The 21,084-nt window shown below is 64.8% G+C and carries 19 protein-coding genes and 3 pseudogenes; 13 read left to right on the top strand and 9 right to left on the bottom strand.

Translation table 11 applies throughout. The features are described from left to right. Nucleotides 1–18: 18 nt before the first annotated feature. Nucleotides 19–751: pseudogene (locus NC4_RS10000) on the bottom strand (metal ABC transporter ATP-binding protein). Next, nucleotides 748–1,578 (bottom strand): annotated as a pseudogene (locus NC4_RS09995) (metal ABC transporter substrate-binding protein); the annotation flags it as partial. The pseudogenes NC4_RS10000 and NC4_RS09995, both read right to left, overlap by 4 nt. A gap of 251 nt (nucleotides 1,579–1,829) precedes the next feature. Here NC4_RS09995 and NC4_RS09990 point away from each other — a divergent pair. Then, nucleotides 1,830–2,180, top strand: coding sequence for a VOC family protein (locus NC4_RS09990; RefSeq protein ID WP_067535330.1), 351 nt, complete (start codon nucleotides 1,830–1,832; stop codon nucleotides 2,178–2,180). A 4-nt stretch (nucleotides 2,181–2,184) separates the two neighbouring features. On the opposite strand, the gene NC4_RS09985 is transcribed toward NC4_RS09990, so the two are convergent. Both NC4_RS09985 and NC4_RS09980 read right to left on the bottom strand, forming a co-directional pair. Next, nucleotides 2,185–2,658: a hypothetical protein gene (locus NC4_RS09985; protein WP_067535329.1), complete on the bottom strand. Its 474-nt coding sequence runs from the start codon at nucleotides 2,656–2,658 to the stop codon at nucleotides 2,185–2,187. A 67-nt stretch (nucleotides 2,659–2,725) separates the two neighbouring features. Further along, nucleotides 2,726–4,006 (bottom strand): PucR family transcriptional regulator, encoded by a 1,281-nt coding sequence (locus tag NC4_RS09980; RefSeq protein WP_067535326.1) that lies wholly within the window; start codon nucleotides 4,004–4,006, stop codon nucleotides 2,726–2,728. 152 nt (nucleotides 4,007–4,158) lie between these two features. Here NC4_RS09980 and NC4_RS09975 point away from each other — a divergent pair, with 152 nt between their 5' ends. The 8 genes from NC4_RS09975 to NC4_RS40045 all read left to right on the top strand — a co-directional run bounded on the left by NC4_RS09975 (nucleotide 4,159) and on the right by NC4_RS40045 (nucleotide 11,735). After that, on the top strand, nucleotides 4,159–4,917 hold the full coding sequence (locus NC4_RS09975; RefSeq protein ID WP_067535323.1) for an ABC transporter ATP-binding protein: 759 nt from the start codon (nucleotides 4,159–4,161) through the stop codon (nucleotides 4,915–4,917). Continuing rightward, entirely contained in the window at nucleotides 4,914–5,639 is a 726-nt protein-coding gene (locus NC4_RS09970; RefSeq protein ID WP_067535321.1) for an ABC transporter ATP-binding protein, read from the top strand. The genes NC4_RS09975 and NC4_RS09970 overlap by 4 nt, the downstream gene beginning before the upstream one ends. A 1-nt stretch (nucleotide 5,640) precedes the next feature. After that, entirely contained in the window at nucleotides 5,641–6,522 is an 882-nt protein-coding gene (locus NC4_RS09965; RefSeq protein WP_157554452.1) for a branched-chain amino acid ABC transporter permease, read from the top strand. Continuing rightward, a complete protein-coding gene (locus NC4_RS09960) occupies nucleotides 6,519–7,487 on the top strand; it encodes a branched-chain amino acid ABC transporter permease (RefSeq protein ID WP_067535316.1) in 969 nt (322 codons plus the stop codon). The genes NC4_RS09965 and NC4_RS09960 overlap by 4 nt, the downstream gene beginning before the upstream one ends. After that, nucleotides 7,477–8,727, top strand: coding sequence for an ABC transporter substrate-binding protein (locus tag NC4_RS09955; protein ID WP_067535313.1), 1,251 nt, complete (start codon nucleotides 7,477–7,479; stop codon nucleotides 8,725–8,727). Before NC4_RS09960 ends, NC4_RS09955 begins: the two co-directional genes overlap by 11 nt. Before the next feature lie 34 nt (nucleotides 8,728–8,761). Further along, nucleotides 8,762–9,523, top strand: coding sequence for a DUF8020 domain-containing protein (locus NC4_RS09950; protein WP_067535311.1), 762 nt, complete (start codon nucleotides 8,762–8,764; stop codon nucleotides 9,521–9,523). Nucleotides 9,524–9,729: 206 nt separating this feature from the next. After that, complete coding sequence (locus NC4_RS09945) at nucleotides 9,730–10,974, top strand: glycosyltransferase 87 family protein (protein ID WP_067535309.1); 1,245 nt, start codon at nucleotides 9,730–9,732, stop codon at nucleotides 10,972–10,974. 23 nt (nucleotides 10,975–10,997) lie between these two features. Further along, the gene (locus tag NC4_RS40045; protein WP_157554450.1) at nucleotides 10,998–11,735 is read left to right on the top strand and encodes a hypothetical protein; all 738 of its coding nucleotides are present in this window, start codon (nucleotides 10,998–11,000) and stop codon (nucleotides 11,733–11,735) included. On the opposite strand, the gene NC4_RS09940 is transcribed toward NC4_RS40045, so the two are convergent. Next, complete coding sequence (locus NC4_RS09940; RefSeq protein WP_067535306.1) at nucleotides 11,668–12,726, bottom strand: hypothetical protein; 1,059 nt, start codon at nucleotides 12,724–12,726, stop codon at nucleotides 11,668–11,670. The genes NC4_RS40045 and NC4_RS09940 overlap by 68 nt on opposite strands. Nucleotides 12,727–13,065: 339 nt before the next feature. Further along, a complete protein-coding gene (locus tag NC4_RS09935; protein WP_169814760.1) occupies nucleotides 13,066–13,473 on the bottom strand; it encodes a nitroreductase/quinone reductase family protein in 408 nt (135 codons plus the stop codon). 212 nt (nucleotides 13,474–13,685) lie between these two features. Between NC4_RS09935 and NC4_RS09930 the strand changes: the two genes are divergently transcribed. The 3 genes from NC4_RS09930 to NC4_RS09920 all read left to right on the top strand — a co-directional run bounded on the left by NC4_RS09930 (nucleotide 13,686) and on the right by NC4_RS09920 (nucleotide 16,582). Continuing rightward, the gene (locus NC4_RS09930) at nucleotides 13,686–14,651 is read left to right on the top strand and encodes an alkaline phosphatase family protein (RefSeq protein ID WP_067535302.1); all 966 of its coding nucleotides are present in this window, start codon (nucleotides 13,686–13,688) and stop codon (nucleotides 14,649–14,651) included. 201 nt (nucleotides 14,652–14,852) lie between these two features. Next, the gene (locus NC4_RS43865; RefSeq protein WP_067535300.1) at nucleotides 14,853–15,827 is read left to right on the top strand and encodes an ion transporter; all 975 of its coding nucleotides are present in this window, start codon (nucleotides 14,853–14,855) and stop codon (nucleotides 15,825–15,827) included. 65 nt (nucleotides 15,828–15,892) lie between these two features. Next, nucleotides 15,893–16,582 carry a DUF899 domain-containing protein gene (locus tag NC4_RS09920; protein WP_067535298.1) on the top strand — a complete coding sequence of 230 codons (690 nt, stop codon included), beginning with the start codon at nucleotides 15,893–15,895 and terminating at the stop codon, nucleotides 16,580–16,582. Nucleotides 16,583–16,660: 78 nt separating this feature from the next. On the opposite strand, the gene NC4_RS43860 is transcribed toward NC4_RS09920, so the two are convergent. After that, nucleotides 16,661–16,795, bottom strand: a complete 135-nt coding sequence (locus NC4_RS43860) for a hypothetical protein (RefSeq protein ID WP_281186261.1) — start codon at nucleotides 16,793–16,795, stop codon at nucleotides 16,661–16,663. A gap of 445 nt (nucleotides 16,796–17,240) precedes the next feature. Here NC4_RS43860 and NC4_RS42370 point away from each other — a divergent pair. Beyond that, nucleotides 17,241–17,387: pseudogene (locus tag NC4_RS42370) on the top strand (DUF5302 domain-containing protein); the annotation flags it as partial. A 1,255-nt stretch (nucleotides 17,388–18,642) separates the two neighbouring features. On the opposite strand, the gene NC4_RS09910 reads toward NC4_RS42370, so the two are convergent. Then, a complete protein-coding gene (locus NC4_RS09910) occupies nucleotides 18,643–19,056 on the bottom strand; it encodes a tetratricopeptide repeat protein (protein ID WP_084528755.1) in 414 nt (137 codons plus the stop codon). Beyond that, entirely contained in the window at nucleotides 19,044–21,044 is a 2,001-nt protein-coding gene (locus tag NC4_RS09905; protein WP_169814759.1) for a tetratricopeptide repeat protein, read from the bottom strand. The genes NC4_RS09910 and NC4_RS09905 overlap by 13 nt, the downstream gene beginning before the upstream one ends. Between the last annotated feature and the right edge of the window lie 40 nt (nucleotides 21,045–21,084).

Raw genomic sequence — 21,084 nt, 5'->3', positions numbered from 1 at the left:
TGTCTATCTCGGCCGGGTTCAGACCCGGTTCAGCACATCCAGGCCGAAGGCCCGGGCCAGATTCTCGGGGAGCAGGACCTCGTCCGGATCGCCGTGGGCGAGCACGGTTTGCATGAGCAACACCGCCTCGTCGGCCAGCCCGGGCAGGGCGTGCAGATCGTGCGTCGACACCAGAATGGTCGCGCCGTCGGCGGCCAACTCACGCAGCAGCGTGGTGATCGTCGCCTCCGAACGCTTGTCGACGCCCGCGAACGGTTCGTCGAGCAGCAGGATGGTCGCGCCCTGCGCCAGGCCGCGGGCCACGAAGGCGCGCTTCTTCTGCCCGCCGGAGAGCTGCCCGATCTGCCGGTCGGCCAGATCGGTGAGCTCCACGCGTTCGAGGGCGTGCGCCACCGCATCGCGATCGGCCTTGCGGGGGGCGGCGGGTCCAGCCCATCTGCCCGTAGCGGCCGGTCATGACCACATCGCGCACCGACAGCGGGAAGGTCCAGTCCACGTCCTCGGCCTGCGGCACATAGCCCAGAATGCCTGCGCGCCGTGCGGATTTCGGCGTGTCGCCATTGATCCGGACCGCGCCGCGGCCCGGTTCGACCAGGCCCATAATGGTTTTGAACAGCGTCGACTTGCCCGAGCCGTTCATGCCGATCAAACCGCAGACGCGGCCGGGATCCAGTGCCATATCGACATTGTCGAGCGCGAGCACGTCCCCATAGCGCACGCTCACGCCGCTGACGTCGATGGCCTTGGTCATGACCGCTGTCCCGTCAGCGCCGCGCCGATGGTCTTGGCGTCGTGGCGGATCAGATCCAGATAGGTCGGCACCGGCCCGTCGGCCTCCGACAGCGAATCCACGTACAGCACACCGCCGAAGGTCGAGCCGGACGCCTCGACCACCCGCTGCATGGGCGCATCCGACACCGTGGACTCACAGAAGACCGCGGGCACCTGGTTCTGCTTGACGAAGTCGATGGCGGAGGCGATCTGCTGCGGCGTGGCCTGCTGCTCGGCATTCACCGCCCAGATGTACTTCTCGGTCAGCCCCGCATCGCGCGCCAGGTAGGAGAACGCGCCTTCGCAGGTCACCAGCGCCCGCTGATTGGCGGGCAGCCCGCTGAGCTTGTTCACCAGTTCGGTCTGCACCGCGCCCAGTTCGGTCTTGTACTTCTCGCCATTGGCCCGGAAGTCGGCGGCGTGCTCGGGAGCGAGTTCACCGAAGGCGCGCACCATATTGTCGACGTAGGTCTGCACGTTCAGCGGCGACATCCACGCGTGCGGATTGGGCTTGCCCCGGTAGGCGTCCTCGCCGATATCGATCGGGGTGACGCCCTCGCTGACCACCACGTGGTCCACCTTCACATCGGACAGGAACTGCGTGAACCACGCCTCCAGGTTCAGCCCGTTGTCCAGGATCAGATCGGCCTTGGACGCCTTCTTGATATCGCCCGGCGTCGGCTCGTAGCCGTGAATCTCCGCGCCCGCCTTGGTGATCGACTCGACGGTCAGATGATCGCCCGCCACATTCCGCGCGATATCGGCCAGCACGGTGAACGTGGTCAGCACCGTGGGCTTCCCATTGTCGCCACCGGCGCTGCCCCCCGCACGCGGTCATCGCGAACGCCAGCGTGCCCACGACCAGTGCTCCGAGAGAGCGTTGGAGCCAAACCTTCATCAACCAAGATTAATATTCGGTAGACCGAACTTTCAAGTTCTATATCAGAAACCTCACGTCAGGTCCGTTCTTTCCCATCCCGGCCGACCCGCTGTCGAATTCCGCCCACCCCATCCGTCGGAACGGTAGGAGTAGTCGCATCTCCTCGAAAGGACCCGAAATGAAACCGACGAGCGTGACCGTGGGCGTACCTGTGACCGACCTGGCGGCCGCCCGCACCTGGTACGAGCGCACCTTCGAACTCCCCGCCCCCGACCTCGAACCGGTCCCGGGCGTGGCCGAGTACCAGGTATGCGGGGCATGGCTCCAGCTCATGGAGGTCGAGCAGGGCGGCGGGCCCTGGGTCTTCCGCCTGGAGGTGCCCGATGTGGCCGCCGAGCACGAACGACTGACGACCCTGGGCCTGTCCCTCGGCGAGATCGTCGTGGTCGAGGGCCTGATCGACTTCTTCGAATTCGCCGATCCGGACGGCAATCAGCTCAGCCTCTACACCGACAAGACCAAGCCCTGAGCCGTCAGTACACGGTGAAGGTGGTGACGCTGGGGCTGTGCGGTAGGTCGGTATTCAGCGTGAAGGTCACCTGACCAGGCCCGGTGACCAGGCGCAGGTTGCCCAACTGCGGGCTGAGCCACCAGAACGGACTGCCATTTCCGGTGCCCAGGAAGACCGATTCCGATCCGGAGACGCCGGTGTCGTTGTTGTGCCAGTCCACGATCGCGGTGACCCCGCACCACGGCGCCGGGACGCCGAAGACCTTCAGCCAGCCCTTGAGTTGCAAGATGACGGTTCCGGGCACATCGCCGTCGGGATAGACATTGCCCTCGCCCCACACCTCACCCGCGCAGCCGAGCCCGTGGGCGCCGGTGGAAGTCAGCGGCAGGCTGACCGGAATGTAGTTCGAGGCGGCCGCGGGCGTACTCGCCCCGATGAGCGCCGCGACACCGACGGTGGCAATGGCGGATAGCGTGCCGAACTTGCGGTAGGACATGGCAAACCCCTTGCGTCGGTTGATGATCTTCCCGCTTCATCGTCACCGACGGCCCGAACGCTACCGATCACCGCCGCGCCGCGCACTCCCCCTGCAACTCGATGGCCACCAGCAGATCGACCAAATCGCTGATGCTGCGCGGGTTCCGGCCGGTCATCTCCTGAATGCGGCCCAGCCGGTACTTGGCGGTGTTGTGGTGGATGCACAAGATATCGGCGGCTTCGCGCAGGTTCATATCGGCGGCGGCGAAGGCGCGGATGGTGGCGGCCAGGACGCCGCCGCGGGAGCGGTCCTCGGTGAGCAGTGCGGCTATGCGGGGGTCGACGAGGTGGCGGGCGGTGTCGTAGGCGCGCAGCATCAGGTAGCGGAAGGGGGTGAGGTGCGGGAGCGACAGCACGCCACCATCCTCGGGGAGCAGGTCCAGGGCGGAGCGTGATTCCTGGTGCGCCCGTGGCAGATCGGCGATGCGGTGTACGACGGGGCTGACGCCGATGGCGAGGCGGAGGCCCGCGCCGAGGAGTTTCTCGCGGGTGGCGCGCAGGCGTTCGCACAGGTCGTCGGTATTGCCGTGGCGGCCCAGCGCCGGGATGGCGACCACCTCGGAGCGATGCTGTCCGGCCAGGGTGCGCAGGCCGTTGACGCCGACCCGGGCCAAGGCGGCCGAGGTGAGATGTAGTGCGTCGGTATCGGTTCCGTGCGGATCGAGGACGGCGGCGGTGATCACCACCAGGGGTGCGCCGGATTCGACGCCGATACCGAAGCCGTGCGCCAGTGACAGCTGCGGGCCGCGATCGGGCAGTGTGCCGGTGAGCAGGGCATCCAGCAATTCGCGGCTGCCCGTGCCGTTTTCGGACTGGTACTGCTGGAATTCGAGGTAGGCATTGGCCGCCTGGGTGCTGATCAGATCGCAGTACCGATTCAGCGGCACCACCATCGAGAGCGCGGCCTCGCGATCGTCCTCGGAGTCGCTCGCGTAGTTCATGAGCGATTTCCACAGTGCCTGCTGGCCCAGCCGGAAGGCATTGATGTAGTCCATGAGGGTGAGCCCGGCCCGGGCCCGGCGCGCCGCCGCCCGCCGGATATGGGCGAAATCGCCCGCCGTGACCTTCCGCTCCTCCAGCAGCGCGCCCAGCCCGGCCCGGCACAGCTGGGCGAGCTGATCGTGCACATCGGCGTAGAAGGACTCGTCGCGCGCGGCATAGGCGGGAATCTGACCCATGATGGCCGAGACGCCGATATCGGCCATATCGTTCACCTGATCGAAGAGCCGGGTGACGATGCGGGTGCGCGCGGCCAGAACGCTCTCGGAGTAATTCGCGATCGCGACCGACTGTGATCCGCCATACATGGGAGGGGATTAATCCACGTCACCCCCGGCGTGTCAACGCGAGGCGGGCGCACCGGCGGGCGCTGACCATGTCCACGGGGGACAAATGCCGCGCGCCAAGTTGGTCCTTCGCGTCCGATGTGCGGCCTGAACTGCGAATTTACGCTCAGCGCGTGCTCGAAATCTCCCAGCTCACGCTCCGATTCGGGGGCATAACCGCGCTGCACGACGTGGGCTTCGATGTGGCGGCCGGTGACATGGTCGGTCTCATCGGGCCCAACGGCGCGGGCAAGACCACGCTGTTCAACTGCCTGACCCGGAGCTACACACCCGATGCCGGGACGGCCGCGTACCAGGGCGCATCGCTGCTGGAGCAGCCGCCGTATGCCCTGGCGGGCCTCGGCATCGCGCGGACCTTCCAGAATCTCGGTCTCTTCCAACGGCTTTCGGTGCGCGACAATGTGCTGGTCGGCGCGCATCACCGGGCGCGCGGCGGGTTCCTGTCCACCGGACTGCGCCTGCCGCGGGTGCGCCGGGTGGAGGCGGGACTGCGGGCGGAGGTCGACCAGCTGCTGGAGCGGCTGGATCTGGCCGAGGTGGCCGACCATCCGGCGGCCGGGCTGCCGTTCGGCACGCTCAAGCGGATCGAACTGGCGCGAGCGCTGGCCGTGCGGCCGCGGCTGCTGCTGCTAGACGAACCCGTCAACGGTCTCAGCCACGGTGAGGTCGACGAATTCGCGACGCTGCTGCGGGCGCTGCGGACCGACTTCCGGCTCGCCGTGATCGTGGTCGAACACCATATGGGCTTCGTCATGGGCACCTGTGATCGCGTCGTCTGCCTCGAATTCGGGCGGGTCATCGCCAATGGCGAACCCGAAGCGGTGCAACGCGATCCGGCCGTGGTGGCGGCGTATCTGGGGAGCGCCGCATGAGCGAACCGCAGTTCCTGACCATCGACGATCTGCATGCCGGATACGGCGGCGCGCGGGTCCTGCACGGGGTGGACTTCGCGGTGCGCCGCGGGGAGGTCTGCGCCATTCTCGGGCCCAATGGCTCGGGGAAGACGACCCTGCTGCGCGCACTGTGCGGAATGGTGAAAGCGCGCGGCGAGATTCGCCTCGACGGCACCGAAATCAGCGGGCGCACACCGGAATCGGTGGCCCGGCTCGGCGTCGCGCACGTCCCCGAGGGGCGGGGCACCTTCACCGCGCTCACCGTGGAGGAGAACCTGCGAGTCGGGGCCTACACCCAGCGCGACCGCACCCGCGTCGAGGCCGATCTGGCCCGGGTCTTCGACTTCTTCCCCATCCTGCGGGAGAAGGTGCGCGAACCCGCGGGCGGCCTGTCCGGCGGGCAGCAGCAGATGCTGGCCATCGGCCGCGCGCTCATGCTGCGGCCCCGGCTGCTGCTGCTCGACGAACCGTCCCTGGGACTTTCGCCCCTGGTCACCCAGAAGCTCTTCCAGATCGTGCACACCATCAATGCCGAGGAGCGCACCACCGTGATAGTCGTCGAACAGAATGCGCACCTGGCGCTGCACGTCGCGCACCACGCCCATGTGATCGAGAGCGGCCGGATCGTCTTGTCCGGCAACGCCGCCCAGATACGGGCCGATGAGCAGGTGGCGCGGTCCTACCTGGGATACCGGGTGTGAGGTGACCGGACTGCTGCAACAGATCATCGAAGGGCTCAGCGCCGGAGCGATTTACGCCGGACTGGCCCTGGCCATGGTGCTCATCTACCGGTTCACCGGAATCGTCAATTTCGCACAGGGCGAGCTGGCCATGTTCTCGGCCTTCCTGGCCTGGCAGTGCAGCGAGGCGGGAATGCCGTTCTGGCAGGCCCTGATCGCCGCGCTCGCGGTGTCCTTCCTCGGCGGCATGCTCATCGAGCGGGTGATTATCCGGCCGGTCGAGGGCGCACCCGAACTCACGCTGGTGATCGTCACCGTCGGCCTCTACTTCGTCATCAATGCCGCGGCCGGGTGGATCTGGTCGTATCAGGTGAAATCGTTCCCGAATCCGTTCCCGGACGGGGCTTTACGGGCCGGTGGCCTGACCGCGGGCTATGGCAGTCTCGGCGTGATCGCGGTCGTCGCGCTGGTGATGGCGCTCATCTATCTGCTGTTCCGCTACACCAAGATCGGCCTGGCCATGCGGGCGGTGGCGAGCAATCCGGCCTCGGCGCGGCTGTCCGGCATTCGAGTCGGCCTGGTGCTGGCGCTCGGCTGGGGGCTGTCCGCCCTGGTGGGCGCGGTGTCCGGGGTGCTGTCCGCGCCCGTGCTCTTCCTCGAACCCAACATGATGGGAGGGGTTCTCATCTACGCCTTCGCCGCGGCCACCCTGGGCGGCTTCGACAGTCCGGGCGGCGCGGTGGCCGGTGGGCTCATTGTCGGCGTCGACGAAACCCTCACCGGCGCATACGTGGACGCCATCGGGACCGAGCTCAAGATCGGAGTGCCGCTGGTGATCATTCTCGGCGTCCTGCTGCTGCGGCCGCAGGGGCTGTTCGGGCGAGCGGTGGTGGAACGGGTATGAATCACCGGCATTCGATCGCCATTGCCGCACTGCTGGCGCTGGCCTGCTACGCGCCATTCCAGCTCGCGCCGTTCCACACCTTCCAGCTGGCCATGGCGCTGGTGTACGCCACCGCGCTGCTGGGGCTGAATCTGCTGGTGGGACAGACGGGTCAGATCTCGCTGGGCCACGGGGCCTTTCTCGCGGTCGGGGCATACACCACGGCCATCCTGCTGGAGCGCTGGGACGCACCGCATCTCATGACCTTGCCGGTCGCGGCGGGGGTGAGCTTCGTTCTCGTTCTGGCACTGGGGATTCCGGCGCTGCGGCTGCGCGGGTTGTACCTGGCGCTGGTGACCCTCGCGATCGCCATCTTCCTGGTGCCGCTGCTCAAGCGCTTCGAATCGCTGACCGGCGGGTCCATGGGGCTGACGGTGTCGAAACCGCAGGCGCCGGAGTGGACGGGGCTGGCCGAGGACCAGTGGCTGTACTTCCTGGCGCTGACCGTCGCGGTGGTGAGCTTCCTGTTCGTGGCGGGCGTCCTGCGGTCGCGAGTCGGGCGGGCGCTCAATGCCATTCGCGATCACGAGACCGCCGCCGAGGTCATGGGGGTGCGGCCCGCGCGGTACAAGACTCTCGCCTTCGCCTGGAGCGCCATGTTCGCGGGCACGGCGGGCTGCGTCTACACCTGGGTGATCGCCTACGTCTCACCCGACTCCTTCGCCACCGGGCTGTCCATCACGCTGCTGGCCGGGCTGGTGGTCGGCGGGATGGGATCGCTGTGGGGGCCGCTGCTGGGCGGATTCTTCGTCATGTACGTCCCCAGCCTCGCCCAGGACGTCAATCAGGCCGCGCCCGGCGTGGTCTTCGGGCTGCTGCTCATTGCCGTCATGTACCTCGCGCCGACCGGATTGGCCGGACTGGCCGAGCGGGCGGCGCGCCGGATCGGAAGTTTCGTTCGGAAAGGGAGAACCAATGCGCACTAAGGCCATTCGCGTCATCGGAGCCGCGGCGGCCGTGCTGCTCACGGCCACCGCCTGCGGCGGGCGCGGCGAGAGCGGCGACTCCGTCGCCCAGGGCGACTGCCAGGGTCAGCAGACCGTCGGCATTACCGAGACGAGTATCAAACTGGGCGGGGTCTATCCGCTGTCCGGTCCCGCCTCCGCCTTCGGCGAGATTCCCAAGGGTGCGCGGGCCTACTTCGACTACCTCAATGCCGAACAGGGCGGAATCGACGGCCGCACAGTCGAATACCTGGTGCGCGACGACGGCTACCAGCCGCCCAAGACGGTGGAGGAGGTGCGGCGGCTGGTCGAGCAGGATCAGGTGTTCGCCATCTTCCCGACGCTGGGCACCTCCACCTCCTCGGCGGTCTGGGACTACCTGAACCAGCGGCGGGTGCCGCAGGTCTTCGTCCTGGGCGGGGCCACCAAATGGGGGTCCGATACCGATCATCCGTGGACCATCGGCTGGCAGCCGAGTTATCAGGCGGAGGGCCGGGCCTTCGCGGAATTCGTGAAGAAGGAGAAGCCCAATGCGACCGTGGCGGTGTTGTTCCAGAACGACGACTTCGGCAAGGATCTGCGCGACAGCTTCACCACGGCGGTCGAGGGCAGCGGGGTCTCGGTGGTCGCCGAACAGTCCTACGAGGTCACCGATCCCACCGTCGATCCGCAGCTGCGCAATCTTGCCAATGCCAATGCCGATGTGCTGCTGAACTTCTCGACGCCCAAGTTCGCCTCCCAGGCGCTGGCCGGTGACGCCCGCAATCCGGACTGGAATCCGCTGCACATCGTGTCCATGGTGGCCAATTCGGTGAGCGTGCTGAAGCCGGTCGGGTTCGAGAACGTGCAGGGTGTGGTGTCGGGGGCGTTCACCAAGGACGCGGCCGATCCGGGGCTGGCCGAGGATCCGGCCATCAAGCTGTACAAGGAGAAGCTGGCCGAGTACGCGCCGGGCGCTGATCCCACCAATAACTACACCCTGATCGGCTGGGCGGCCGCCGACAGCTTCCGCAAGACCCTCGAGGCCGCGAAATGCCCGACGCGCGAAGGACTTCGCGATGCGGCGCGGTCGCTGTCCGGCGTCGGCATCGACACCCTGCTGCCCGGTATCACGCTGAAAACCGGTGCGGGCGACGCCTTCCCGATGGAGGCGGTGCAGATCCAGCGATTCCAGAACGACCGCTGGGCCCACGTCGGTGCGGTCATCGACACCGGCAAATAACAAGAGTTCCAACCCCGATCAACGAGGATCACCCATGAAGTTCCGCAATACCGTTGTGCCCGCCGCGCTCACCGCCCTCACCGTCGCCATCGGCGCGGGCGTCAGCACCGCCGCGCCCGCCGTCGAACCCGTGCAGACCGACGTGCACTTCGAGGTGAGCCGCCAAGGGGATTCGGCCGTCCTGAAGACCACCGACGGCGCCTTGAGAACCGTCGGCGACCAGCTCGTGCTGACCGATGCGGCGGGAACCCCGGTGGCGGCCATTCCGCTCACCTACCGGATGGACAATGCCGCCTATCCGATCGCGGCCGAAATCAAGGACGGCACAGCGATTCTGACGCCGTCACGGGAGGGCGGAACGCCGCTCGCGGATATCGCCGCCAGTGAGATCGTCACCGTGGAGCAGGCCGCCCAGCCGATCGCCGAATCCTTCACGCCCCGTGACCAGTCGGCGCTGGGCACCTTCGCCCAGCGGCTGACCATCAGCAGCGCGATCAGCGCCATTGTCGGCGCGGTGCTCGGCGGCGGCGTCGGCTGCCTGGTCGGCGGTGCGGCCGGAGCGACCATCGCCAGCCCCGTCATCGCTCTGCTGCTGCCCTTCGTCGGCGCGGCCGTCACGGGTTGTGTGCTCGGCGCGGCCACCCTGGGCGCGGTCGGCGCCATGGTCGGCCTGGTCACCGTCGGCGGTCCCCTGGCCTTGTTCTCCGCCTTCCAATACTTCAGCACCATCCTGGCGCCCTGCCCGCCGGAGCTGGCCTACTGCAAGGACCCGTCGGTCCCCGCCCCCGCCAAGTAACTCCCCCAACGTCCGCGCCGGGCAGCCGAACACCTCGCCGGTCCCGGTCGACGGCACGAAGGCCCCCTGACTCACTGCACCGAGTCCGGGGGCCCGAGTGTGTACCGCACCCCAATTCGGCATACGCGGCCCGTGAGCAGGTACCGTGACCACGCTTGGAGTTCGATGTACCGCGGCATGGTGAAGGTCGAAGGGAGCCCACTGGCGTGCACGATCAGCGGTCGGAGCCTTCCCTCAGTCGCACAACGCTTCTCGTCCTGGCCTTCACCGCACCCCTGGCGCTGATCCTGACGGCCGTCACCTGTGACCCCTGGCTCCCCAATGTCGGCATCCTGGTAGGCGGTATGGACGTCCACGTCTACCGCGACGGCGCCTTCCGCATCCTGCACGACATCCCCCTCTACACCGAGCCCACCTTCCGCGGCCTCCAGTACACCTACACCCCCTTCTCCACCCTCGTCTTCACCTTCTTCTACGCGATCCCCTGGGCCTGGGTGAACACCGTCTGGCTCTGGATCAACCTCGCGATCCTGGTGTCCTGCGTCCTCATGTGCTGGCGCATCCTCGCCTACCGCCTCACCCCCCGCCTGATCCTCGCCAGCGTCCTCCTCGCCACCACCTGCATCTTCCTCGAGCCGGTCCGCACCACCCTCTTCTTCGGCCAGATCAACCTGCTCCTGATGCTCTTCATCCTCTGGGACTACTCCCGCGCCGACCGCAGCCTCCTCCGCGGCATGGGCGCAGGCCTCGCCGCAGGCATAAAACTCGTCCCCCTCTACTTCATCATCCAATTCCTGGCCCTCCGCCAATGGCGCTCTGCCGCCACCGCCACCGCCGTCTTCGCATCCACAGTCCTCGGCTCCTGGATCCTCCTCCCCGCCGACTCCCGCGAATACTGGACCTCAACCTTCTTCGAATCCAGCCGCATAGCCCCCGACACCCACCCCGCCAACCAATCCCTCCGAGGCGCCCTCGCCCACCTAACCGGCAACGCCGCCCCCATCTGGCTCTGGACCCTAGTCGCCGCTGCCGTCACAATCGTGAGCTTGTTCGTCACCACCCGCCTCTACCAACACGGCGAACGCCTCCTCTCGGTAACCCTCACCGGCCTAACCGCCTGCGCCATCTCCCCCTTCTCCTGGGGCCACCACTGGGTCTGGTTCATCCCCTTACTCGTCTACCTGATCCACCGAGCCCAATCCGCCCCCCGCTGGTGGCTAGCCGCCCTCACCCTCTTCATCTCCACCGCAGCCTGGACCTACACCTTCAGCCCGGGCTATGTAGCCATCGGCCTGTTCCTCTTCCCTCCCTGGTGGCCTATCGCCCCACTTTTGCTGAATGTTTACTCACTCGTCTATCTGATCACCCTCGCCTCCGCCGCGGTGATCGCTTTCCGCCGCACCCGACCGGAGCAACGCGGCGCGATCTCGGCGCGTACGCCGGTGTATTGAACCGTGTTGTTTTAGGGTGCCTTGTGACCATCGAGGGCCGCAGCCGACTCCCCATGTCGACAGACTCCGTGTGGGAAACGACCATCCGCATCCTCGACGAGATCATCGAGGACCCGGAGGACCCTGAACAACCTGCCTCGGTCACGGCCCTTCTGCACCCATTGGGATTCATCTGTTTCCCGCTGGAGCGCGATGGCGTGAGTGGCGTGTGCCTTCATGCCTGGGATGAGGATCTGTGGCAGGGGCTCCCCCGCGCCAGCTTGACCACATCGCCTTTCCATTCGCACTCGTGGGATCTGGACTCGTACGTCGTCTACGGGACGGTGTGCAACAAGGCGATCAAAGTCAGCGACAATGTGGCCCAACCCGAATACCGGATTGCCGAAATCCGCAGCAACGGGGATATCGATACCATCACTCCCACCGAGAGATTGGTGGACAGCACCGTTCTGACCACCGAATCATATTCGGGCGGTGAGACTTACAGTCTCGAGGCGGGAGTATTTCACACCACCGAGGTGGTCGGTGCGGCTGCCACTCTCGCGTTCGGGCGCGGAAGTCCGGGGATAGTCGACTTGGCGCTGGCCGGTCTGGACGTTGTTCCGCACACCATTCCCCGCATGCGGTGCGACCGAGCGGCGACCGTACGATTCGCCCGGGCGATCCGAACCCGGATCACCGAACCGGAGCGGTTCAGGTGTTGGGATGACCACCGGCACCGGCCAGGAACGGATTGTTGTCGTGGAGTGCCTTTTCAATGATCATCTCGACGTCCGCATCGGTGAATTCATCGGGTAGCCGGAGACCCAGCACTTCGAACAGGCTGCGCGCCTCGTCGACGCAAGGTTCAGACCCCATCGGCACCGTCAAGGCACGATCCATCGGCACCTTGCGAGCTTCAGCGAAGCTCGTTTTCAGCTCGATGCTCCAGGAATCGTAGTAGGGCTGGCCGTTTTCCACGATCATCGCCGGGAAACGCAGTCCACGCGTGGTGACGATCAAGAATCGGGAGGACAGATCCCAGCGGACCATCGAGACCACCGAGGTCAGTCCGATCTCGATATCCAGCACGTGCGCAAATTGCTGCTTGTACCAACAGGCCGCCAAAATCGTTGCATACGACTCAATTTGCGTGCCCGAACCGCTCCAGGTGTGGGCATCGTCGTCGGCGCCGTCGGCCAGCGACCGGTACAATTTCGCGAATCGTTCGCAGGCCTGTAGGTCGGTGGGATCAAGGATCTCCATGTGCACCAGCAGTTCCCGACGGACGCGAACCGCCCGCCTAACGCAATGCGGCAAGGTCACGACTCGGGTGAATGCACCAGTCCCGCCCTTGAAAGTCCAGCGATCGGTATCCTTTCTCGCCTGTTCCAGCGCCATGGAAACCTCGGATCCACTGGCGAATCGCACGGCCGCGAACCGCTCCATTACTCGCTGCGTACTCGTCATCAGACTTTCCAGCTGGGCGACCCGTTCGACACACTCGCGTACTTGCACCAGTGCCGCGTCGACTGCGCTAAGGGTCTGAAGCATCTGCGTATTCGCTGTCTCTTGCCGCCACCGATCACGCAGCACCGCAAAGGCGACGACGGCGAGCGTGAGCGGAATGACCTTGCTTACCAGCTCGACAGGCACCAGGTCCGCCAGTCCGAGCACGCTCATGGTTACCGCAAGGGCAATGGCAACCGTGCCCTCGGCATTGGCCTTCACCCACGCCAGATCGGCCCGCAACCGCGTCGCGAATCGCCCCATCTCTATCCACATTCGGAGCTTGGAGCGCCCCTCTGGTCGAAGGGGTGGGTCCGGTGCGCGAAGTCTCGAGCCGACGGAGGCCCTCCACCGAGAGGTGACTGAGCGGGCGATTAAGTTCAGCTATAAGACGAGGATAACCAGCCGAAGCACTGTCCAATCCAACTTCTCCACTGCCACAACAGGTTCTTACGCTGCCCTTCGACCGCTGGCAGCCATCGCGGCCGGGATTGTGCCATCCAACTGGAACGACACAAGGGAATACGCAAGATATTGCCGGATTCCACTGCCGCTGAGCTGAAATTGCTATTTCCGAGCACCTTTCCCGCAACTACAGCTCTACTACGTTCCGGGGCGGTTGTTTTCGAGGATCACGACCGGGACCTGCCACGTGACCTTGGATTGGAGGGCGCTCAGGAAATCCCAGCGTTCGAGTTGGGTTTCCCAGATCCTGGTTCGCTCTTCGCCGGTGGCCACCGATGCGACCACCTGATGGGTTTCGGTGCCTACTTCGACTTCGGCGTGGGGGTGGACGAGGAGATCGTGGTACCAGTTGGGGCCGTTTTCGCGGCCGTCGTCGGCGGCGAAGACGATCAGGCGGGCGGCGTCGCGGGCGTAGCCGAGGGGGACGGTGCGGCGGTCGGCGGTGGGGGTTGTGGTGGTTAGCAGTAGGACGTCGATGTTCGCGAACGGGCCGCTGAGTTTTCCGGCGTTGGCGCGGAACTCGGCGATGAACTCCTGGTTGGACATCTGCCGATGGTAGATGGTCATTTGCGGGCAAACGGGAGGACCGGGGGCGGTTGTGAACGGCGGTAGGGCGCAGATTAATTCCGGGTGCAGAGCCGGTGAAAGGTGTCGCGGCGGGGTAGCTGGGGTGCGGGGGCGGTGGAATGGTCTAGACCGGCGTCGCCGGGGTTGGCGACTGCCTGGCAAACCGGTTTCTGCTGCTGAAAGGCTCCAGCATGACAAGATTCAGGTCTCTACTTCCGGTTGCGGTGACGGCTGTCGCCGCTTCGGTATTCGCCATCGGCGCACCCGCGCACGGTGATCCCGTGGTCGACAAGGTCGTGGTCATCGGTCTCGACGGGCTCATGTACAGCCGGGCGCTCGACGCGTCCGCGCCGAATCTCACCGGCCTCGCGGCGCAGGGGCTGCTGAGCCGGTCCTCGATCAAGGGGCATATCACCGTCTCCGGGCCGTCATGGTCCACGGTGCTGACCGGGGTGTGGGACACCAAGCACGGGGTCAAGAACAACGACTTCACCGCGGCGCCGTTCGACAAATATCCGAGTGTCTTCACGCAGATCGAAAAGGCCGACAGCACAAGGAAAACGGCTTCGGTCGCGACCTGGAACAAGATCGCCACCATTGCGGGTAGCGGGACTCCTCACGCCGATGTCAACACCGTCACCCCCGCTGTTCCCGGTGACACCGACGAATCGAAGACCGACGCGAACACCGCCTCCGGCGCGGTCGTCGCCATCGCCGATGGCGACGACTTCGTCTTCACCCACCTCGACCAGGTGGACGGCGCGGGCCACAAATCCGGCTCCGCCTCCCCGGCCTACCTGGATGCCATCACCCGCGTGGACGCCCAGGTCGGCAAGATCGTCGCGGCCGTGGATGCTCGCGCCGCATCCCACACCACCGAGCGCTGGACCATCCTCGTGACCAGCGACCACGGCCACACCCCGACCGGCGGCCACGGCGGGCAATCCACTGCCGAGACCGAGAATTTCGTCATCGCGCGCGGCCCCGGATTCACGCCCGGCGCCACCCGCACCGACTACACCATTGTCGACATAACCCCCACCGTCGCAGACATTATCGGCGTCCCCGCGAGCTCCGGCTTCGACGGCGTTTCGATGCGATCCGGCGGCCCGGGCAATCCCTCGACCGGTTCCGCCCAGCTCCCGACGGGCAGCTGACGTCCGGGCGCGGCCGTCGGATCGACCGGCGGCTCCGGCGAAATGCCAAGCGGCGGAGCATCGATCACCCGCATCGGACACAAAGGACCGCCCTGACGAACCGGGCGTCGTAGGATGTCGCGCGGAACAGAGATCCATTTTCGCCCCGCTCGATGCGCCGTACCGGTGACCGCTCAGTGACGAATCAGGAGGCTGTCCGTCTTGCCACGCGAAAGTGTTCGGAAACTCGTCGAATCGGCCCAATTCCAGCGGTTCATCGTCGCGGTGATTCTGGTCAATGCGGTGGTGCTGGGGGCCGAGACCTCCGATTCGGTCATGGCTGTCGCGGGCGGGGTGGTCAACCTCGTCGATGCGATGGCCCTGGGCATCTTCGTCGTCGAGATGCTGCTCAAGATGTATGCCTACGGTGTCGAGTACTTCCGAGATCCGTGGAACTGCTTCGATTTTCTCGTCATCGGCGTGGCACTGCTGCCCGCATCGGGCGGATTGTCGGTTTTGCGGGCATTCCGGATACTGCGGGTCCTTCGCTTGGTGTCGGCCACCCCGAGCATGCGCAAGGTGGTGGCGAACCTGCTCGCGGCGTTGCCGGGGATGGGGTCGATTCTGGGGCTGCTCGCCTTGGTCCTGTACGTGGCGGCGGTCATGGCGACCAAGTTGTTCGGCGCGGTGACCCCCGAATACTTCGGCAGCCTCGGCACCTCGATGTGGACGCTGTTCCAGATCATGACCGGCGAGGCCTGGCCGGATATCGCGCGCACCGTCATGGACGAGAAGCCGCTCGCATGGATCTTCTTCCTCCTTTACATCCTCGTCTCCACCTTCGTGGTCCTCAATCTCTTCCTCGCCGTAATGGTCAGCGCCGCAGAGGATGTCCGCGCCGCCGAGCAGCCCGATCGAACCGACGCCGCCGCCCACGCGGCGATCCTCGCCGAGCTGGCCGCCCTGCGCGCGGAACTACACGCCCTGCACCCCGCCGTCACCTCTCCCGCGCCCACCCGCCCCCGCGCCCGCCGCGACCTCGACGACACCGAAATCGCCCACGCCGTCACCCTCTACCGCCAAGGCCAGCCCCTGGCCCGCATAGCCGACCGAATCGGCGTCCCTCACACCACCATCCGCGACACCCTCCAGCGCCACCGCGTCCTCCGCCACAACCCTCACGCCCGGCACCGATGAATTCGGCGTGCCGACGGGGTCTACACCTACAGCACGCAATCTGTGAACACGGTTCTGGAGGATCCATGAGCACCACAGCACTGCCGCCCGTCGTCGACGCCGAAACCTGGCAACGCGAACTCGACGCCCTGCGCACCCGCGAGAAAGCCGCCACCCGCGAACTGGACGCCATAGCCGCCCAGCGCCGCCGCCTCCCCATGGTCGAAATGCCCGACTACACCCTCGAAGGCGAGGAAGGCCCCGTCCGCCTGGCCGAAATCTTCGGCGACGCCACCCAACTCATCGTCTACAACCACATGTGGTTCCCCGGCAAAGAGTGGCAATGCGGCGGCTGCACCGGCTTCACCTCCCAATTCACCCGCCTCGAATTCCTGAACAACTACGACGCCCGCTTCGTCATCGCCACCCAGGGCCCCATCGACGAGGCCCTCGCCTACAAACGCCGAGTAGGCAACAAAATGACCTGGTACTCCACCGCCAACAGCCCCTTCGGCACCGACGTTGGCGCCCCACCCGGCGAAGGCTTCGCAGTCAACGTCTTCCTCCGCGACGGCAACACCGTCTACTGCACCTGGCACACCAACGGCCGCGGCACCGAACAACTCAGCCACTCCTTCGCCCTCATCGACCTACTCCCCTACGGCCGCCAGGAAGAATGGCAAGACTCCCCCGAAGGCTGGCCCCAATCCCCCACCTACAGCCGCTGGAGCAGCTCCAAAGACATAGCCGCCGCCTACGGCGAAGCCACCGCCTGAATCTCGCCTGACCAGCGCCGCAAACGAATGCGGCGGCGCGTCCCAACAGGACGCACCGCCGCATCACCCACTGTCGGACTATGCGAATGCCCCGAAAATGGTGTTGATCAACCCGATGATCGCGGTTCCCAGATCCAGACCACTCCCGAGCACACCGGATCCGCTGTCGAGCACCGAGGAACCCGCACCGAGCCCACTGACGAAACTAACCATTTTCCAAACCACCTGTATCGCAGAGGAATTGCTGAGGACGCCGAAAAGCTATCACCGCCGATTTCCCGGTACGCAAGACAGCGCAAACAGGCCGATCGAATGAATAAATCACCCCAACTCACCGAATCTTTCAAATCGGCAGTTTCACCGGCCGCAATACCAGATATACATGATTTCGAAACACCCGCCCATTGGAGACGAATTCACCCGCAGTTAAACATCCCCCTCGCAAATGTGAACCCGCTCACCGATAGAGGCACTCACCCCGCATTCGAATCTCCCTGAGCGGAATGATAATTCACCACCGGGCAGATCCCGAACATAACGGCAAATCAGTCAAATACCCCATCCGAGGCTCCGAGATGGCAGGCTGGCCCCATGCCCGATGAACTAGACCCCCCCAGCAACACACCCCGCTGAGGAGACCACCGAGTCACCGGAAGAGGCAACCAAACGAAAGTTCCGCGAAGCTCTCACCCGAAAGAACGGCCAAGCCTCCACCAGCGCAGCCGCCCAAAACACCGCCAAGGTCCGCGGCACCCACGCCCAAGCAGGCGGCAAACGCACTTTCCGCCGCCGCGCAGGCGGCTAACCCAAACCACCCAGGCAATCCGGCTACCAACGTAGCCCCGACAAACGAAGGCCCGGTCCTGGCGGACCGGGCCTTCTTGGTGGACTTGGCGGGAGCCTACTCGAAACGGACCGGCTTACTGGAAGACTTCGCTGAACTCTGGCAACGGATTGGCACTAGCGAACCACGCAGGCCACAGCCATCACGCTCAAGAGCATCCGGCGGACCCAAGAAGCGGCTGACGACGGAGGAAGTCGCAACCATCATCGCCAAGTACGAAGGGTGGCATATCGATGACTCAGCTCAAAGCCGAGCACGAGATGGCCAAGCGGACAGTCGCGACGGTGTTGCGTAACGCCAAATCGATCAATTGGGCCCAACTAAAGGGGTCGGGTGGACGGCGCGGGAAGATGCCGAAACGGACGCGATCTTCTCCAAGACTTCTCCGAGCTGTGGGAAAGGACGGTCCGTGCCAGCACGTCTAGCCACGCGTTCGTCTCAGCAGGATCTCCAGAACCCGGCGGGCGTCGGCTCGGCGTCGGTGATCGCTCGAAAGCGCCGCAACGAAGGAAACAACGGCAACCGTCACGATGTACAGCGCTCCAGCACAGGAACTCGCCAGGGCGATGTGGAAGACGAATCCATTCAGCTGGATCATAGGTGACCTCTCGTGTCTCGAGACCGGTCGCATGCTCGCGACCAGCACGTCACCGATTAGTGGGAAGAAGGCCATGTGACACAACGGAAGTCGGATCCGACCTGCGGCGCCACCGCTATCCTGCTGGTCATAGACATATCCAACGTAGTCCGGCTCGGATCCGGTAGAACAGCTGGAGGCAGCGCATGGGACGGCCGTTCCGACCAACACATGGACCACACATCAACTCGATGGTCCTAGCCGAACTCGCACGGCTGTGGGAGCAGGCTGGGACACACTCAGCACACGAGGATGCACCGGGCAAAGCCATCTCCCAGAAGCGGCTCGCAGATCAATCCGGAGTACCGACTCAGACCATCAGCTCATGGTCCACAGGGGCGTCTCTGCCCCGAGACCTGGATCGCTTGTCAGCTATCGGGCGGGTATTGGCTCAATGGGCAGGGGAGCCAGCTCCATCGGTTCGCGATTGGGAGCGCCGGATGGAAGACGATCGAAGTGCACAAGAGACAACTGCCACCGGACCAATCCAGTCTGCCGATGATGGGATCATCATCACGAATGAGATCTCCGGATCGGTGACGGGAAATGTCGTTCAGACTGGCAAAATCTACGGCGACATCAACTTCCATTAGCCGACGGGGTCTCCATAGCCGCGCGGGACCGCAAGGTTCGGGCGCGTCGAACCCACCACATGGCCGATGTCACGCGGCCGCGCTCGAACTGAAGGCGGGCAAGCGAAACCACTGCGTCGATATCTCCATTCTCGGCCGCTTGCCGGAACCAACGTTGGGCTTGTTCAGCATCACCGCGATTGGCATACAAGACCGCGAGGTTGAAGATAGCGTCACGAGCGCCTCTCTCAGCGGCCATCGTCAGGGGTTGTATCGCGTCATCGAGCCTGTCCAACTCGATGTACATCTCACCCAGCGTCGTCGCTGCATCGCAATCACCAAGTGCGGCAGCCTGTTCCAGCCAGTCGATAGCGTCCGGCACCCGACCGGATTGATAAGCCGACCGACTCAGAATGCGCATGGAGATGAAGTGGCCACCCTCTGCTGACCTTCGATGCCACTCTTCAGCGTCTCTGTCCCGCCCCAGGCCGCTGAACAGGTTCCCCAGGTGAACGCAGCTCCCGCCAATCCTCGGTCTGCTGCCAGCCTGTACCACTTCTCAGCCTCGAGCAGGTCACCACCCATACTCCTCATTACGCCGAGATTCAGTGCGGCTTCAGCCGAACCTTGTTCAGAGGCGCGTGTGTACCACTGGGTGGCGAGGTCCAGCCGTCCCGAGTCATGGTGGAAGAGACCGATATTGAAGGTTGCATAAGAATCACCGAGCTCGTTCGCTCGTGAATACCAGGTTTGCGCCTCGTCACGACGCCCACTGGCGCTCATGATATTTCCGAGGTTGGTTGCGCATCTGTACTCCCCCAGCTCAGCGCCTCGCCGATACCAGGCCTCCGCCTCTTCGATTTCGCCCTGACTCTCCAGTTCGAAACCAAGCCTGAAACAAGCCTGTGTATACCCTGCCTCCGCAGCCGTCCGGCACCATTCCAGCGCCTCGACCTTCTCACCCGCTTCATCGAGCAGAATGCTGAGATTGAAGGCAGCCCTGGGCTCTCCACCCTCAGCGGATTGCAGAAACATTGCCCGAGCTTCGGTCGGTCGATCGGTCTCCAGCAAGAGAACACCTAGATTGTATGCAGCGATTGTGGCTATCTCGACAGCAGGATGTCTGGTCTTCGAAAGCCAAATCTGCTCGGCCACTTGAAGAGACACGACCGTGGCAGCTGTCGCTGCGCGCACTGCCACACCCATCGCATCGTGATCGTTCGCTGCATGCTCTACGGCCCGCTGCCAAACCAGATCCTTGACGGGAGACCGTGGGGACGATTGTTCCGTGCGGTCCACCAGATACTGGAACACGAGCCACCGGCCATCTTCGATGGGAAGTAGTGGACTTGTGATACCGAATCTCTCCTCGGCCGCCCACATGAAGGCATCCGGCAGTGACTCGGCGCGGAGCAGTGAACCACCTTGCTCTTCTAGGTAGGCTTCATGCAGGTCGACGAGCAACGATTGAGAATATGTCCCAGGCAACCCGGCACGTTCCAGCTCGACAGCTGCAGACACTAGGGCCGCACCTCTCGGAAGCCCACCGATTTCAAATGCTCGCCGCCATTCAGACCAAATCGAAGGGCCGGCCACAAGGTACTCGGGTATGCCGTACGACCGGTGATGCTCGACTGCGTCGGCAATGCGTTCGTCGACCTCACCGACAGCACCGTCGACCTCGTTCTGGGTCCAGAGCCTCGGAAGCAGAATCGGCTCCACCATGGCGAGCACTCGCGCCCCGATGCCCGCTCGCGGTCCAGGCGAAGAATCTACAGCTGTATCAAGGGAGCTGCGCGAGCCCGGGTTGAGGAGGTCGTATTGAGGCGTACGTATCGTCCCAACAATCGGCACCCGGAGCCGGACAAATGCGGCCAGCATCGTAGCGTCCAACTCTCCTGGACCAAAGAACCTTTCGAGATCATCCAGCCACAGCACGCAGTGAATCTGCCTCTGCAAGATCGTTTCGAGAACCGCCGGAAGATCGGCCCCGGTGACCGGGGCAGCAACCCGGTAGTCCGGCATGGTTGCAAGCATCGCTTCGAAGGCAGTCCGAGTTTTCCCCGACGCCGAACAACCTACTAGATAGACCAAGCCCCCATGATCGCAAGCGGCCGTCATTCTTGAACGCAGCTGCTCATCGATATCCCGGCGGACGTAGGGCGGGATACCTCGGTCGTCAGCGCCAGGACGTGATCGCAGCACACCAGCCTGGATAGGGTCCCACTCCGCCGTCAGCGGCCAATTGTCCGGCTCTCCCAAGTAGGCAGCGGATCTCGACTCATCATTGCCAACATAGATCGACCCTGCAACGTGGTTGGCCTGCACCACTGACCCCTGCACAAGCCCGTCGACGGTGTTGCGGACCGCATCACGCTCAACGCGATCATCCGCGCTCGGCAGCTCCAACCCCTCAGCTCCTTTTTTCTGAAGCTCCGACTTACCCAGT

The organism is Nocardia crassostreae, from assembly GCF_001613405.1.
GTDB classification, from domain to species: Bacteria; Actinomycetota; Actinomycetes; order Mycobacteriales; family Mycobacteriaceae; genus Nocardia; species Nocardia crassostreae.
Note: the sequence above shows the minus strand (reverse complement) of the source record. Positions and strands in the feature narration are given on the sequence as shown.

Excerpts from the sequence above, each read along its gene's own strand:
- NC4_RS09990 (WP_067535330.1), top strand. The coding sequence starts at position 1,830 with ATGAAACCGACGAGCGTGACCGTGGGCGTACCTGTGACCGACCTGGCG.
- NC4_RS09985 (WP_067535329.1), bottom strand. The coding sequence starts at position 2,658 with ATGTCCTACCGCAAGTTCGGCACGCTATCCGCCATTGCCACCGTCGGT.
- NC4_RS09980 (WP_067535326.1), bottom strand. The coding sequence starts at position 4,006 with ATGTATGGCGGATCACAGTCGGTCGCGATCGCGAATTACTCCGAGAGC.
- NC4_RS09970 (WP_067535321.1), top strand. The coding sequence starts at position 4,914 with ATGAGCGAACCGCAGTTCCTGACCATCGACGATCTGCATGCCGGATAC.
- NC4_RS09960 (WP_067535316.1), top strand. The coding sequence starts at position 6,519 with ATGAATCACCGGCATTCGATCGCCATTGCCGCACTGCTGGCGCTGGCC.
- NC4_RS09955 (WP_067535313.1), top strand. The coding sequence starts at position 7,477 with ATGCGCACTAAGGCCATTCGCGTCATCGGAGCCGCGGCGGCCGTGCTG.
- NC4_RS09950 (WP_067535311.1), top strand. The coding sequence starts at position 8,762 with ATGAAGTTCCGCAATACCGTTGTGCCCGCCGCGCTCACCGCCCTCACC.
- NC4_RS09940 (WP_067535306.1), bottom strand. The coding sequence starts at position 12,726 with ATGGGGCGATTCGCGACGCGGTTGCGGGCCGATCTGGCGTGGGTGAAG.
- NC4_RS09935 (WP_169814760.1), bottom strand. The coding sequence starts at position 13,473 with ATGTCCAACCAGGAGTTCATCGCCGAGTTCCGCGCCAACGCCGGAAAA.
- NC4_RS09930 (WP_067535302.1), top strand. The coding sequence starts at position 13,686 with ATGACAAGATTCAGGTCTCTACTTCCGGTTGCGGTGACGGCTGTCGCC.
- NC4_RS09920 (WP_067535298.1), top strand. The coding sequence starts at position 15,893 with ATGAGCACCACAGCACTGCCGCCCGTCGTCGACGCCGAAACCTGGCAA.
- NC4_RS43860 (WP_281186261.1), bottom strand. The coding sequence starts at position 16,795 with ATGGTTAGTTTCGTCAGTGGGCTCGGTGCGGGTTCCTCGGTGCTCGAC.
- NC4_RS09910 (WP_084528755.1), bottom strand. The coding sequence starts at position 19,056 with ATGCGCATTCTGAGTCGGTCGGCTTATCAATCCGGTCGGGTGCCGGAC.